19 protein-coding genes are annotated in these 15,292 nt (G+C 31.3%); 12 read left to right on the top strand and 7 right to left on the bottom strand.

Going from position 1 to position 15,292, the window contains the following annotated elements; translation table 11 throughout:
* The coding region (locus tag AC2D6T_RS11685) for a T9SS type B sorting domain-containing protein (RefSeq protein ID WP_484680520.1) at positions 1-201 on the top strand (201 nt) is incomplete at its 5' end.
* A gap of 216 nt (positions 202-417) precedes the next feature.
* Here the strand turns inward: AC2D6T_RS11685 and AC2D6T_RS11680 are convergent.
* From AC2D6T_RS11680 to AC2D6T_RS11660, 5 genes are all read right to left on the bottom strand, one after another.
* The gene (locus tag AC2D6T_RS11680) at positions 418-1,653 is read right to left on the bottom strand and encodes a tyrosine-type recombinase/integrase (protein WP_484681608.1); all 1,236 of its coding nucleotides are present in this window, start codon (positions 1,651-1,653) and stop codon (positions 418-420) included.
* A gap of 402 nt (positions 1,654-2,055) precedes the next feature.
* Positions 2,056-2,586 carry a hypothetical protein gene (locus AC2D6T_RS11675; RefSeq protein WP_484681607.1) on the bottom strand — a complete coding sequence of 177 codons (531 nt, stop codon included), beginning with the start codon at positions 2,584-2,586 and terminating at the stop codon, positions 2,056-2,058.
* A 10-nt stretch (positions 2,587-2,596) separates the two neighbouring features.
* Positions 2,597-3,046 (bottom strand): hypothetical protein, encoded by a 450-nt coding sequence (locus AC2D6T_RS11670; RefSeq protein ID WP_484681606.1) that lies wholly within the window; start codon positions 3,044-3,046, stop codon positions 2,597-2,599.
* Positions 3,047-3,048: 2 nt separating this feature from the next.
* Positions 3,049-3,405, bottom strand: a complete 357-nt coding sequence (locus tag AC2D6T_RS11665; RefSeq protein ID WP_101451413.1) for a hypothetical protein — start codon at positions 3,403-3,405, stop codon at positions 3,049-3,051.
* Positions 3,406-3,510: 105 nt separating this feature from the next.
* Complete coding sequence (locus tag AC2D6T_RS11660; protein WP_101451412.1) at positions 3,511-4,239, bottom strand: hypothetical protein; 729 nt, start codon at positions 4,237-4,239, stop codon at positions 3,511-3,513.
* A gap of 263 nt (positions 4,240-4,502) precedes the next feature.
* On the opposite strand from AC2D6T_RS11660, the gene AC2D6T_RS11655 reads away from it, so the two are divergent.
* Positions 4,503-5,915, top strand: coding sequence for a winged helix-turn-helix domain-containing protein (locus tag AC2D6T_RS11655; protein ID WP_484681605.1), 1,413 nt, complete (start codon positions 4,503-4,505; stop codon positions 5,913-5,915).
* Between the two features lie 242 nt (positions 5,916-6,157).
* Positions 6,158-6,373, top strand: a complete 216-nt coding sequence (locus AC2D6T_RS11650) for a hypothetical protein (RefSeq protein WP_484681604.1) — start codon at positions 6,158-6,160, stop codon at positions 6,371-6,373.
* 132 nt (positions 6,374-6,505) lie between these two features.
* On the opposite strand, the gene AC2D6T_RS11645 is transcribed toward AC2D6T_RS11650, so the two are convergent.
* Positions 6,506-6,955, bottom strand: coding sequence for a hypothetical protein (locus AC2D6T_RS11645; protein ID WP_484681603.1), 450 nt, complete (start codon positions 6,953-6,955; stop codon positions 6,506-6,508).
* Positions 6,956-7,217: 262 nt separating this feature from the next.
* Between AC2D6T_RS11645 and AC2D6T_RS11640 the strand changes: the two genes are divergently transcribed.
* Positions 7,218-7,808, top strand: coding sequence for a tyrosine-type recombinase/integrase (locus AC2D6T_RS11640; protein WP_484681602.1), 591 nt, complete (start codon positions 7,218-7,220; stop codon positions 7,806-7,808).
* 247 nt (positions 7,809-8,055) lie between these two features.
* On the opposite strand, the gene AC2D6T_RS11635 is transcribed toward AC2D6T_RS11640, so the two are convergent.
* Positions 8,056-9,534, bottom strand: a complete 1,479-nt coding sequence (locus AC2D6T_RS11635) for a DUF2779 domain-containing protein (RefSeq protein WP_069674096.1) — start codon at positions 9,532-9,534, stop codon at positions 8,056-8,058.
* Between the two features lie 133 nt (positions 9,535-9,667).
* Between AC2D6T_RS11635 and AC2D6T_RS11630 the strand changes: the two genes are divergently transcribed.
* The 8 genes from AC2D6T_RS11630 (at position 9,668) to AC2D6T_RS11595 (ending at position 15,181) form a co-directional block, all read left to right on the top strand.
* Positions 9,668-11,032 carry a Piwi domain-containing protein gene (locus AC2D6T_RS11630; RefSeq protein ID WP_316940425.1) on the top strand — a complete coding sequence of 455 codons (1,365 nt, stop codon included), beginning with the start codon at positions 9,668-9,670 and terminating at the stop codon, positions 11,030-11,032.
* A 69-nt stretch (positions 11,033-11,101) separates the two neighbouring features.
* The gene (locus AC2D6T_RS11625) at positions 11,102-11,434 is read left to right on the top strand and encodes an ArsR/SmtB family transcription factor (protein ID WP_484681601.1); all 333 of its coding nucleotides are present in this window, start codon (positions 11,102-11,104) and stop codon (positions 11,432-11,434) included.
* Between the two features lie 48 nt (positions 11,435-11,482).
* Positions 11,483-11,950 carry a DUF6428 family protein gene (locus AC2D6T_RS11620; RefSeq protein WP_316940427.1) on the top strand — a complete coding sequence of 156 codons (468 nt, stop codon included), beginning with the start codon at positions 11,483-11,485 and terminating at the stop codon, positions 11,948-11,950.
* A gap of 9 nt (positions 11,951-11,959) precedes the next feature.
* Entirely contained in the window at positions 11,960-12,727 is a 768-nt protein-coding gene (locus tag AC2D6T_RS11615; RefSeq protein ID WP_484681600.1) for a metallophosphoesterase family protein, read from the top strand.
* Between the two features lie 21 nt (positions 12,728-12,748).
* Positions 12,749-13,384 carry an arsenate-mycothiol transferase ArsC gene (locus AC2D6T_RS11610; protein ID WP_484681599.1) on the top strand — a complete coding sequence of 212 codons (636 nt, stop codon included), beginning with the start codon at positions 12,749-12,751 and terminating at the stop codon, positions 13,382-13,384.
* A gap of 4 nt (positions 13,385-13,388) precedes the next feature.
* Entirely contained in the window at positions 13,389-13,559 is a 171-nt protein-coding gene (locus tag AC2D6T_RS11605; RefSeq protein ID WP_484681598.1) for a hypothetical protein, read from the top strand.
* Between the two features lies 1 nt (position 13,560).
* On the top strand, positions 13,561-14,598 hold the full coding sequence (gene arsB / locus AC2D6T_RS11600) for an ACR3 family arsenite efflux transporter (RefSeq protein ID WP_484681597.1): 1,038 nt from the start codon (positions 13,561-13,563) through the stop codon (positions 14,596-14,598).
* 187 nt (positions 14,599-14,785) lie between these two features.
* Entirely contained in the window at positions 14,786-15,181 is a 396-nt protein-coding gene (locus tag AC2D6T_RS11595) for a hypothetical protein (protein WP_316940431.1), read from the top strand.
* Positions 15,182-15,292 lie beyond the last annotated feature (111 nt).

Here is a 15,292-nt window from a genome sequence, read left to right as displayed (position 1 = left end):
ATTTTTAACCGCTGGGGAGTACAGGTGTATAACGTTGCAGGATATGGACAAAATGGGAAATATTTCCAAGGTTTATCAAACGGAAGAGGCACAGTAAACAGCTCAGAGTCGCTACCAACAGGAACTTACTTTTATATTTTAAAATATAAGAAAAATGGAGACATGAAAGAGCGTAAAGGTTATATCTATTTAACTAAGTAGATTTTAAAAAAAAGTAAAATAATACTTGCAAAGGTTATAAACTATTGTATATTTGCAGTCCAAATCGCGGGATAGAGCAGTAGGTAGCTCGTCGGGCTCATAACACTCCTTACCACCTAAATTCACATATTTTTATCGGTTCATTTTCAATTAGTTACAAATATATAATTCTATTTGTGTTATACGTGCTACACTCTTGTGTTAGATAAAATACGACTATCCAAAGACTTTAACCTTCATTAGTTTCTCTTCTTCAACGTTTAATAAAAGTGGATTGATGTAATGGTTTTCTAATATCTTCATTGAAGTGTGAGATGACAATAATTTGGTATCACTCCCCATGGTATGAAATACCCAAGTAAGGTATGTTTTTCTCAGATGTTTTAGAGTAAAAGGAGTTTCGATACCTGCAGATTTTCTAAAATGGGTGAACGATCGAGAAACTTTCTCCATGATGGTATTAATTGTATACGTATTCTCAGGATCGATGAGTTTGACATTTTTACCTTTCATTTGATCATATCCCATTTCTTTTAAAAGTTTCATCAGATCCTCATTAATAGGGGAGTACTTCTTTGGAGTGTTCTTATTCCCCAATCGTTCAACTTTTAGGTTTCTAAATTGAAAAAACAACACTCCGTTATTGCCTTGTATAATATCACTCCATTTAAGACTGAGTACTTCCTCTCTTCGTCCACCAATAAGGAGAAAGAGTTTAAATGCATTAACCATCCAAGTTTCATAAACATAATCTCTTCTTCCATTGGTTCTTGTTTGTTGAAACGATGACTTTGATTCTACCGCTGCTATAATTTTCTCAAACTCATCTTTTGTTAAAATTAGATTATCACCTTTAATCACTTGTTTTCGAATACAATTTTTAAAAGGATTCTTGATGTCTAACTCTTCGATTTCGATCAAGAACTTATAGAAAGAAGTTATACTCGTTAAAACCTTGTTGAAGGTTTTGGGGTGAGGGTATTTAATCTCCAATTGTCTGTAGAAAATAGAAACATCATTATTTCTGACATCCCCCGGTTTCATCTTCCTGAGATTGTGGTTGTTTTTCAAAGATTTAGCAAAAAGCGTACAATACTTAATTAACTCCTTACGATGTTTATCTGAAACCTCTTTTTTTAAATGAGCATATTGTGTTTCTCCCTTTAGATATTGGTCAAAATAAACGAGTGCTTCAGCAATATTCATTTTAGATCGATCAGGAACCGTTTCCTCCACACCATTTTCTATTCTCCGTCTAAATTCAATTCCTTCAATTACAGCATCAGCGTATACTTTTGATTTTAGGAATTTACTTCTGTGTTTACCAGTAACTCTATCAATAAAACACATCCGGAACACTTGGTGGTCGTTGTGACGACAACCCGTGTTATTTTGTCTACATCTTTTACAGTAGATTTTGATTCCAGAATGTGAATTATTAGGTAATTTCATTATTGATAAAGTTCTTGAAAGATGGATTCGTGCTCCTTATTAGCGCTAATGTCCAGATTAAATTGGTAAGGCACAAATCCAGTATCGAATTCCAAACAATCATGGTAAAGAAGTTGATATAGTTCTTTCTGATCACCATAGATTGATTCTAAACGTGGTTGCCATGAATTTGGATATCTTTTCACTAAATCTTCGGTAAATGGTCTCCAGACTTCATGTTCGACTTGTATCCGAAAGACATATTCCCTACCGTCTTTGTGGATTGGGATGTGATGATCCCTAAGCCACTTTTTGATGGAACGATTGTCCTTACGGTTTATGTATTGACCTACTTCGGACAATGAAATATGTGATGATTGTTTCATTTAAAAAGTCCTATTTAATTGAGACCAAGTATTTTGATCATGATTTTTTTTTAAATTTCCATTTTGACTTATCCTGATAAAATAATTCAAGAAAATCCAAAAAAGGTATTTCTTTATTACTTTCTGCATTAAGATGCATGCCACAGCTTGATTCAATATAAAGGTCAACTATTGGATTTAATGATTTGCCATCATCACTCTTAATTATTAATCCATATTTTTCATCAAATAAATCAATATTGGGAATAATTCTTTCAAAGTCACATGGTAATATGACTTCTTTGTTGCTAATTCTATCTGAAAGCCTTGGTAATATTTTTAATATTACTGATGCTTTTAAAATTTCAGGTTTTAATTTGAACTCACTCCTGATTTCATAAACATTGTCAAACTCATTAAATATTGCCTCAATCGTATGCAACAAGAAATTAAAATCTTGAAATACTTCATTTGTCAATTCTTCACCTTTAAAATCTTTTATTTTAAGTTCTAACGTATAATCAGTATTTTTAGATTTAATATGATGTATATTCTTTAAAATGAATTTTAAACTATTTTTATTATTCATAATTTTATTTTTAATTGTGAAATTCAACTATAACTCCGTAATAAAATACTGGAATATTATTTACTACAGAATTAGCAGCTACTTTAATAAAATTAGTAACTGGCATAATTTTTCCATTGGTTAAAAATATATGTCCATATCCAGGTATTACTCTGAATTCACTAATCATTGTAATGTCTATATAACCATGGTGCTCCACTATTTCTCCATCTGTAAATCCTTTTTCATAATATTTGTTGAAAATTTCATCTCCCAAAACTTCTTTATTTTTGGTGTCACCTAAAATAATATTAGAATTAAAATGTATAGCATTTGATTTTTTGTTATTTCCATTTTTAATAGATGATAAAACTTCAATTTTAAAAGGAGTTAATGGACAAAACTCCCATGGATTTAAACTCATTTTTTTTAATTTTTTTAATTCTATTTTATGAGCTCTTTCTAAAAATTTTCTTTTCATGATTAAAATATTAAAGTGTTAATAGTAAAAATTGGGGGTATGATATCAGCATCATCTTCTTTTAACAATCCCTTTTGGTCATCATTTAAAATGTCAAATTGCTCATCGTAAGCAATAGCCCATTCATCTGAAAACTGATCCAAATTATAAGTGTCAGCATCTTCATAACTCCACTTCTCATCAATTAGTAGATGAGAATCATAGACTACTGCTGAAGTGTTTAAATCAAACCCAATAATGCAAGAATCATACGATTCATCTAATATTAAGGTTTGAGGAGATTTTTTTTCAATCTCGGTTCTGTTTAAATCAACTAAATTAAATTGATTTTCAAGTCCCCTATAAAGCTGGGGTAGCATAAAACGTATGTTCATTTTTAATGAAATTTAGTGCACCTTCTGGTGCGTTAGTAATTACTTAGTCTTTGTTTTTTTGAGACCAAGTATTTTGAATTTAAAAAAAGTCTACACAAAATAGGTTGACTTATATTTTGACCATAACTCTAATGATACTGCAGTACTCATAAAGTCACTCTTATTACGTTTAATTTCTACAACCCATTTTGCTCCATTGATTGTTACAATCAAATCTGGCATGTAACGATTACTAAACTTTGAGTTATTAATTTCCACACCATCTACCTCGATATTCTTCATGATCAACTTCTTCACAACTTCTTCACTATCTGAATAGTCTTTACGTCCAAAAACTCTTTTTATGGTTCTTTCAGTATAACCCTCGTCATTCATATAGTATATTCTTGATACTTCATACGGTATTTGTATAGTTCTATCCTCCTTTTTAAGGTAAAGATTGGTTGTGTTAATTGTAAAATCGTAAGTTGGATTTATTGAATCCAAGAAGCGACTAATTCTAATTTGAAGTTTAGTAATTACATCATAAATATCAAATTGAGAACTCTTAATTTTAGTAGTAGAAACATCCGTGATTTTATCTACTTCACGTATTAAAAATTTTCTTTCATTCTCTAACTCATCCTTGAATTGAGTGAAAATACCCCAACTATTACTAAATTTTAAATATTCGAATACCTCATTCGAAGGCAGCTTTTCAATTTCACTTTGAGGTGCAGAATATATCCCTTTAGGTGACTTCAAATCTAAATTTTTAAGAGATTCTTGTCTTTTTTTAAGTCCGTTTGGAGTCAAATTATAAATTATTTTTTTTGCCATTTCGATTAAAATATCAATGCAAAGATATAAAATAATTCTACATGGTTCCAAATAATTTGAGACTTTTTTAAATAAATGATATTTCTTTCCAAATTTGACTTTGTCAATTCTATTTACTATATTTTAATAATACTTAATTCGATTTATATCTTTTAAGATCGTGTGGTTATCGTTGGTGGATGATAATTATAATACACATAAAGCATGTTTATCCTCCTTAAAGTAGATGCCACCACATCGAAATTTGGGGGATTATTATTTTAATGTTCAGCTACTTTGAAAAAGGAATTACTAATCTAATCCCCAGCAAAACTATTGATTTATCACAATTAGTTAAATTAATTAAAAACAACCCTAAAAAATCTCTGATAAATGAGATCAGGGAACTAAGATTAAAGGGGGACCAGACCTATAAGGAAAAGAAAATATTTCTAAACTACATTACTCCAAACTGCAGTGTTAAAAAGCGTAGTTTAAAAGAAGATGAGAATTATACAAAAAATTTCATTGCACCATCTTCTTATATATATTTTGATTTTGATGGAGTCGTTAACGCACAAGAATACAAACATTACTTTATTGAAAAATATGGTCATCTTGTATCTTTAGTATGTATCTCAAGTGGTGCTGGTGGAATAGCAGTATTTTTTAAATTAACTAATGCAGTTGACAATAAGAACTTTCTTGATATATGGAATACTATAACAGAAACCATTCTAAAAGAAGAACAAGTTGATGTAATATGTAAAGACCTTGGCAGGCCAATGTATCTATCATACGATACTGAACCATTCGTTAATTATGAGAATGAAATTACAGTTGATATTCCTTTAAGTAAAGAAAAAAACACTTCTAAAAAACAGCTCAATCAATCTATATTGAATAAAAAATATAATAATACATTGATTGAGCCACTTTCCAATATTGAATTCGAAGAATTTATGGATAAAATTGTAACAAAAACACCTGTAGTGGTTAATAATCCAATTGTTGAATTATTTGCATCAGAAAAAATGGATGTTACTTTTCCTCGCGAGATAAGAGATACCAAAAAACATAGTATCTATACAATTATAATACATAAACTGGTTTTCTTAAATCCACAGTTAACGGCAAGTTATTTGTTTTCTTACCTTAATTTCATTAATAATTATTTTGGAAAACCACCAATGGAATTTAAGAAACTCTTAGATCTATTTACTTTCGTTTACTCCAGTATTAAAAATGATGAAAACTATGAATTTAAGAATAAAAAGTACAAGTACGTGCATTTCAATAGTAACTCAAAATTAACAGGCGCAGAAAAAAGAAATTTAGCATGTAAAATAAATGGAAAAAGAAGAAGTAATACATCAATCGAAAAGATAATTACTGCAAAAAAAGAGTTAAAATCTCAAGGGTTAAAAATCACTCAGAAAGCACTTGCAGAAAAAACAGGGTTATCCATTAGCACAATTAAAAGACATATAAATTCTGAACCAGCAGATTTAGAAAAATTGGTTACAGATGTTAATGAAACTTATACAAGTAGAGACGATATAGTACTTGGTGATGACATCTTTTCACCAAATGGATGTGATGTACTAACTGATAATATTATTGACTCTGAGGGTCCCAAATGGATTGATAATTGGCATATAAAAACAAGAGATTCTTTAAATGATTTATGGGGGTAAAACTCAACTACACCCCTCTACAAAAAATAATTTATGACTCCATGTCTTTTTCAGTTGTATGACATATTTATAGAAAAACACAGTTATGAAAGAGAAAAAAACAAGACGGGTAATTGTCAGACTAACGGAGAATCAGTTCAAGAATTTGATGGATTCAGTTATAACTGAAAATCAAAATAGATACACAACTTCAGATCTAATTCGCGAAGCTGTAGTCGATAAATTGAATAAACTTAAAGAAGATGCTAAAAGGAAAGGATAATCTAAATTATGAATATTTTAATCGTTATTTAATAAATTGTGGGTCTACTAATCCATCTGATATGGAGGTGTTAAAGGATTTCTTTATTGAAAAATTAAATATTCCACCTGAGTATGAATTAGACCCTGAAAAGGTGATTTTATTAAATGAATTCGATATTTTTTGTCGTAAAAAACAATCAAGTTTAAAACCATAAAGCACCAACTGGCGTAGAAAACAATTCTCGATTGCATCTGTTGAATCCCTGATTTTGATCACTGTATTACATTAAACTCTTATCGGCACGATTGGTTGGGATATTGACCTTCCTGTGAAATAAGGACCGTTTTTATTTATTTTTCAAATACAGTTTTGTAAGTGTTTCCCCCATGGTATTGCAAAGAATTTCTTGCGGGTGATGCGCCAATGAGAATTGTTCCAATTGATCATGGTAGAGTTTAGATTTAGATTCTGATGTGATTAGGTAATAATGGAAATACTCATGTATAACAGTATTGATTAGTTCTCTGCGTATTACATTGTTATCCTTATAAATAGTAATTGTGTTGTTATAGAAACAATACTCCCCAGCAAGTTTAGAACTTCCTTCAACTAAATTGATTTGTGGTTTTTGTTTTCGAATTGGATATAGATAGAGGCACCAATCTAATACCTCATGTGCTAACTGCAATTGCCAGTCTTCCTCTTCACCCTTCAGAAATACAATTATTTTATAAATCAGATTCAATAAGAACAACCCTCCAACTAAAATAAAGTAAATAGTAAAAAAAGTATCCATTGTATTAACTAACCGATGAGTTCCATAACCGAAATCTACAGCAAGAATTTTATTCTGCCTAAAATAGATTTGAAAAGTTGTCTGCTTATACTTTAATGTTTAGTATAAGTTCATCAAAACACTCTTATCCCTTTACCAGCAGTAGGTTGCAGTGTTTCTAACCTATTTAAAAACGAACCCATCTTATACTTTCATTAAAAAATGCTGCAAAATCGAAGTTTTGCGCTTATGTTAGCCAGGTTAATTTCTAAAAAACTGAAAAATGTCATTACAAGGTCAACGAACAACAACCGGTGCAATTCCGTGGGAAGATTTTAAATCACTAATTGGAAAATTAGAACGAGATGGGAATTATAAATACTGTTTACTGATTTCAATTGGTGTTTTCACGGGGTTACGAATAGGAGACATACTTAAATTAAGATATACAGACTTTTCGGGGGGAGACATATTATCTGTGATAGAACAAAAGACAAAGAAGACTCGACGAATAAAATTAAATCACGATTTACTCGAAATAATATCTCGTGTCAAACGAAAACAACTGATAGATGATGACAATCAGTTTATATTTTTAAACAAGTATGGAACCAAACCAATTGACAAATCGTGGGTGAACGTTTCGTTAAAAAAAATATTCAGAAAGTACAAAGTATCTGTAGATGGAAATGTATCTACCCACATGTTTAGAAAAACACTCGGAAATAGAGTTCTAAAATTGAACAACTACAGTAACCAGTCTATCGTTCTGTTAATGGAACTCTTCGGTCACTCTTCAATGGGAATAACAAAAAGGTACCTCGGAATAAGGGAAAAAGAAGTAATGGGGGTGTATGAGAGTTTGAGTCTGTGAAAAAAACTCACAAATTAAAGTGTACGCTATTATTGTGATTAATGGATTTTGCCGATTAAAATTGGTGAAGGATCATCCCGTGGGGGCCCTCCCTGCAGCATCCCCTGCCGTATCCCCCCTCTATTTAGGGTGAAATCGACTTCTCCAGAGGGGGTGAATACCCCGCTCCAGATTTTTCTGGTTTTTTTTGTAAAAACTCGAGTTTTTAAAAAATAAAATTTTTCAATTTTTTGAAAGAAAATCAGTTTTATATTAGTAGTAGTTTCTCCAGAATTTTGACCATCGCGAAGGTGTCTAACTTACAGTACTCCAAGAGTTGATTTCTTGTTTCTTCAACATCACCCGCAAATGTTCCGTTTACCATCGAAAGAAAAGTATTAGATGCTGTACCTCCTTCTTTAATATCAAGATCATTGTATGAGAGTTCAGGAACCAGTGCAGGTAGAACGTACTTTATTGAATAACTTCCTTTCATTTCGGGGGTATAGTACCATTTCTGTTGGAACGGAATCATTAGATCTTTCAGACGATTTACAATCCCTAACAACTCATTAGAAAACTCAGGGAATACATCGATTAGATCATTTAGTTTCCCTCTCTCAAAACCAATATTGTAGACTAATATGTCTCCACTGGTACCACAGTCCTCAATGAGTTGTTCTATGAACCCAATTCTTGGATCTTGAGATGGATCTGCAAGATATTCTCTGTGTTCTATTACTGAGGTTAAAGTCTCTTGAATGTGAAGTGAATACTGAAATACTAATTGTTGGTATGGTCTACTACCATTATATTTTGGAACTGCGGGACCAATTGTTTCAAAATCTAAAAAGTATAAAGGATAAATTAATCCATTTGTGAAGTTTCTTATCTCTTCAATATCAATATGAGTGGTCCCATTAACTTCTGATTGAACCTGTAACAATTGATTTGGATTCAGGTCTGTTTGACTTAAATCAATATCATCTAATGTGATTACTCCCTGGTTGTATAAATCAAATTTCTTGTCTTTGTTTAGTCTTGAAATATTAAAAACTGAATAGTCAGGAATGTGTTTCCAACAGGTTCCCTTAAAATCACAATCGTAAGGATCAGAACAATGAGGACCAATATCTACATTTGGAATTTCAGAACTCTCAATCACATTTTTGAGTCTTCTGACTTCATTTGGTATTCGTGGGAGAAACTCTAAAACTTGATCGTACACTGATTCAATGGTAAACAATTGATGTATATCTAATTCTCCCTCTCTCGTGTATTGGTTATTAATATGAACAATCGATATGTCTTTTAAATCAACTCCAGAATTTGTGATGGTATGATATTGTATGGCAGCATCCTTGATATAGGTCTCCGAAACCTTAGTAGAACTTTTTACCTCGTACGCTTTCCAACCATCATTATCTTTGACCAATATATCTAATGCAGCAAGAACGTTGTTGTACAGGAATGTTGCTTCATAAATTATTGACTCCCCTTGAGAAATAAACTTCTGTGTTTTCCTCACCGATTCAAACATTTTAAAATGATTTTCAGGAGACGCATCAGCACCATTGGGAAATAGTTCTTGTGCCAATAAACCAATATTGGTTCCTTGGTCGAACACCGCTTGTAGTGATGAAGGTGTAGGATCTTTTAATCTATATTGATGCTTATAGAGATACAATGACTTTTCACATTGAAGTCCACGAATAAATGTTGATTTGGAGAGTCTACTTTTTGACATTATTTATATTAGAGATAACAAATTATAAAGTCTTAAAAACTCCTCCCATTCTTGTTTATTAATATTTTCGGGTTTATAAATCTTAAATGACACAGACGGTTCTAAATCTTTCATTCGAACCATTACTCGTGACTTGTATAATTCTGTAGATGTAGTTACTCCAGAAAACATAAAAGTATCAGGTAATCGTATTAACCACATCAATCCAGAAGTAGGTTTATTGGAATTTGGTAAAGACCAATATGGGAATAAAAAAACGCATTTAGTGCCTAAATTGGCTATGAATATGTTTACACCTTACAGACGTCCTAAAGGTCCAAATATTAAATTCTTTTTTATATACCACACCTCACATAAAGAAGCTGTAAAAAGTTTTTATAACAATTTAAAATTTGGTGTCACAGCACAAAAGAAATATTTTAAAGGAATAGAGGATTATGTAAACATAAAAGCATCAACATCCAAAGAACATTTTATTGAATTTACAAACGAAAACGACCCTTTACCAGACATCATCCAAAAGCTGGAAAACCTAAAATTTGACCACGACAATGTAAAGTATGCTGCTTTTTATTTAAGCCCATTCGATAAGTTTACACCAGATCCCGAAGACCGAGAAATTTATATTCAAATAAAGGAATTGTTTTTAAACGAAGGTATTATTACCCAAGTAGTGGATTATCATAAAATGAGTGAAAATATTGAAAATCAATACAACTTTCAGTTTTCCTTACAAAATATGGCATTGGCAATACACGCTAAATTAGATGGCGCACCTTGGAAGTTAGCAGTAACCGATAAAAAAGAATTAGTTATTGGAGTAGGAGCCTTTACCAATCAAGGCGAAAACAGGCGTTACATAGCAAGTGCTTTTAGTTTTCAAAATAACGGTCTATTCAGAAACTTTGAATATTTCAATCAAAACCAAACCAAATTATTAGCAGGAAGCATTTTAAAAGCCATTAGAGATTTTACATCTGTAGCTCAAGCAGATAAAGTAGTCATTCATTTTTACAAAGAAATGAAATATGAAGAATTACAGCCTATTATTGAAGGAATGCATCAATTAAAATTAGGTGTGCCTTTATATATTCTTAACATCAACAAAACAGAATCTGAAGATATTATTGCTTACGACCTTAATTGGAATCATAAATTGATGCCAGTGAGTGGTACATACATTCGTATAGACAGCAACCAATTTTTGTTATTTAATAATGCACGTTATCCAAATTCACAATACTATACAGATACAGATGGCTATCCATTTCCAATAAAAATTAAAATGAGTAGTCCAGACGACGATGCGTTTGAAGATGCTAATGTAGCATTAGAACTTTTAACTCAAGTCTATCAATTCAGCAGGCTATATTGGAAATCATTACGCCAACAAAATGTACCAATCACCATTAAATACCCTGAAATGGTGGCACAAATAGCACCACGCTTTAACAATGGTGTTCCAGAGGATGCAAAAAATAAATTGTGGTTTTTGTAAAAATAGTATCTTTTTCTTGTCTTTGTTTTCTTTTAATCGTAATATTGCAATGAATTAATAAAATATAAAATGGGATTAGCAAAAACCGAGATATTTACCGACCAACAAAATGAAATTGCTCTTTTTGCAAAAGTCTTTGGACATCCTGCAAGAGTGGCTATTTTACAACAACTTTTTAAAATAGACGCTTGTTATTGCGGAGATTTGGTAAATGAAATTGGATTAGCACAACCAACAATCTCACAACATTTAAAAGAACTAAAGCATTTAGGTTTAATTAAAGGGAATGTAGAGGGAACAAGTGTTTGTTACTGTATTCACACAGAAAATTGGAAAGCAATGAAAACGGTAATGAACGAATTTTTAAATCAAGACTTAACAGAAAAACAAGATTGCTGTTAAAAAAATTTGAATCAATTAATCGTATTATCGCAATAAACAAATAGAGTTATGAAACTATCAGAAGTAAAATCAGCATTAAAAGAACTGGAAACTATAGGTTTTCAATTACCAAACGGAGAATTAGTACCAAACCACTTTCACGTTACAGAAGTTGGTAAAATCACAAAACATTTTATCGATTGTGGCGGAACTGAAAGAAAGGAAGATGTCGTAAACTTCCAACTTTGGAATGCAAATGACTACGACCATAGATTGCATCCCGAAAAGCTATTGAATATCATTGAACTTTCAGAAAAGGTTTTAAAAATAGAAGATTTAGAAATCGAAGTAGAATATCAAGCAGATACAATTGGAAAATTCGGACTTGATTTTGATGGAAGAAATTTCTTGTTAACCAACAAACAAACCGACTGTTTAGCAAAAGATAAGTGCGGAATTCCAATAGAAAAAACTAAAGTAAAACTATCAACCCTAAATGAGGAGCCTTGTTGTTCACCAGATGGAAACTGTTGCTAAAGATCAGATATGAGAATTGCATTATTTAGTGATGTTCACGCAAATTTACCTGCTTTAAAATCTTTTTTTTTAGACATTGAAAAAAGAGAAATAGATGCATTGTATTGTTTAGGTGATTTAGTTGGTTATAATATTTGGCCAAATGAAATTATTGAGGAAATTAGAAAAAGAAGCATTGCAACTATTGCAGGAAACCACGATGAAGCTATTGGAAATATGATTCATAATCATAAAAAAATTGATGTTAATGGTTTAACTAATGGAGCAATATCTAAAGAATTTACGAATCAATTATTAAAAGAAAAAAATCGCCAATTTTTACAAACACTACCATCACATATTCGGTTAAAATTCAAATTTAACAATGAAACAATAACAATTTTATTAGTACACGGAAGTCCTAATGCTATAAATGAATATATTTTTGAAGAACGACCTGAAGATGAAATAGTTGAAATGATGGAAACTTCGAAAGTCGAAATTTTATGTTTTGGTCATACACATAAACCATTTCATAAAGTTTTAAATGCGAATTCAAATGGTATTTTAAAGTATAAACACGCCATTAATATTGGATCGGTTGGCAAGCCAAAAGATAACAATACCGAAGGTTGTTATGCTGTGTTAGAATTTAATAATAATACAACTCTTTTAAAGGAAAAAGGGGTGAATGTAGAGTTTATTAGATTCGAATATGATATTGAGAAAGCAGCTTTGGCAATAGAAAATAGCATCTTGCCAAATGCTTTTGCTGAAAATTTAAGAAATGGTAATTAACTAATAAGAAAAGTATAAAAAATGACAACAACAAAACCAATCCTATTGTCAGAAATAGAAAATGTAATCAAAGAATTAAATCCTCAAACTATTTCGAGCGAACGTAAAGCAGTTTTACAACCTCTTACCGATTTTATTCAATCTAAAGTTTCAAACCAACAAGAAATTAGAATCAACTTTATCTGTACTCACAATTCACGAAGAAGTCATTTATCACAAGTTTGGGCACAGACAATGGCAAATTACTTCAATATTAAAAACGTGTTTTGTTATTCTGGAGGAACAGAGGCAACAGCACTTTTTCCAATGGTAGCAGAAACTTTAAAAAAGCAAGGTTTCGAAATCTTTAAACTTTCAGACACCAATAATTCGGTATATACAATAAAGTATTCAGAAAACGAGCACCCAGTTATTGGGTTTTCTAAAAAGTTAGATGATGATTTTAATCCGAAATCTGAATTTGTAGCAATTATGACTTGCGATTCAGCAAATGAAGCGTGTCCATTTGTTCCAGGTGCAGAAAAACGTATTCCAATAACTTTTGAAGACCCAAAAGCATTTGACAACACACCGCAACAAGTAGAAAAATACATTGAAAGAAGTCTGCAAATTGCAACAGAAATGAAATATGTTTTTTCAAAAATAAGTATCAAATAAGATTATGAAAAGAAAAGTCTATATCGCTCTTATGATAGTATTGGGAATCATCTGTATTGTAACATTCAAACTCTTTGATACAGAGCAAGAAAATAATTGGTTATACCCAGTAATTTCAGGAGTTTTAGGATTTATTTTTATGTTTCTTTCTATTAAAAACCAAACACAAAACTAAAATGGTATCAAATAAAAAAAAATTAAGTTTTCTTGACAAAAATCTAACGTTATGGATATTTGTTGCAATGGCAATCGGAGTTGGACTTGGGTATTTTATCCCAACATTTCCAAACATCATAAATTCATTTAGTAGCGGAACAACAAATGTTCCGATTGCAATCGGTTTGATATTAATGATGTACCCACCTTTGGCAAAGGTTAATTATTCGTTGTTACCAAAAGTTTTCAGAAACACAAAAATTCTTTCTATTTCACTTATTTTAAATTGGATAATTGGTCCCGTTTTAATGTTTGTTTTGGCAATTACATTTTTACGTGATTATCCTGAATATATGGTCGGACTAATTTTGATAGGATTAGCACGTTGTATCGCTATGGTTTTGGTTTGGAACGACCTTGCGGAAGGAAGTAGCGAATATGGAGCAGGTTTGGTTGCGTTAAATAGTATATTTCAAGTATTTGCATATAGTTTTTATGCTTGGATTTTTATAACGGTTCTTCCACCGTATTTTGGTTTTGATGGTGCTATTGTAGATATTTCCATTGGAACAATTGCAGAAAGCGTGGCAATTTATTTAGGGATTCCATTCGTGCTGGGAATATTGAGCAGACTAATTTTAGTGCAATTGAAAGGGGAGGAATGGTACACAAAGAAATTCATCCCAACAATTTCACCAATGACTTTAATTGCGCTGTTATTTACAATTGTGGTTATGTTCTCGTTAAAGGGAGAATTAATCGTTGAAATCCCTATGGATGTTCTAATTATTTCAGTTCCTCTACTAATCTATTTTACGTTAATGTTTATCATTGGTTTTTTCTTTACCAAAGCAACAGGTGCAGAATATGATAAAACAGCTTCGGTTGCATTTACAGCAGCAGGAAATAATTTTGAATTAGCGATTGCAGTTGCAATTGCAGTTTTTGGACTCAATTCAGGACAAGCATTTGCAGGTGTAATTGGACCTTTAGTTGAAGTTCCTGCTCTAATTCTATTGGTTAGGGTTTCATTTTGGTTGCGCAAGAAATATTATTAATCAAAACAGTAAGTTTAATTACAGTCATTAATATATGCTGTACACTACACTTTATCTACATTTATAACTTAACCTAAAACTGATGTACCTGATGATGCAAAGGCTGCGTTTTGGTTTTTATAAAAAATAACTCATTATCTTTTGCACAACCATTGCATTCAATAATTTGTATATTTGTCTAAATTATATGAAAATATTCGTTTCCATTTCAATGTCTTTTTTATTCTTTTTTCAAGGGATAAGCATAGATATGGACTTTTGTGGTCCAATTAAAGAAATTTCAAACGTTATTACCCATTATCAAGACCATAAAGTTTATGGTGACTCTTTCCTTGAATATGTAGTTGAAGATTACATTGGCAGCGATGCTAAAAATGTAGAGCATCATCATAACCCAGATAAGGAGAATACACCAGTCCATTCTCATAATCAATGTTGTCACCCTTTGGTATTAATTATTGCGAACAATAATTTGGCTTTAACCAATCGACTAAAATTTGAAGAGAAAAAACAATATAATTTACATCAAGTAAACTTCACTTCCAGATATCTGGAATCTCTTTTTCAACCCCCTCAAGTATAATTCAGTTTTTTTTTAAGGATAGCTATATCCTAACGTGATGCTTCTCAAAGTAAGCATTGCTCTATAAAAGCGTTGCACCTATTCGTACCGCAGGTTTTAACTGAATTAATA

This window comes from Polaribacter sp. YIW18 (assembly GCF_057219325.1).
The sequence above is the reverse complement of the archived record's forward strand: the minus strand, read 5'-3'. Positions and strand labels throughout refer to the sequence as shown.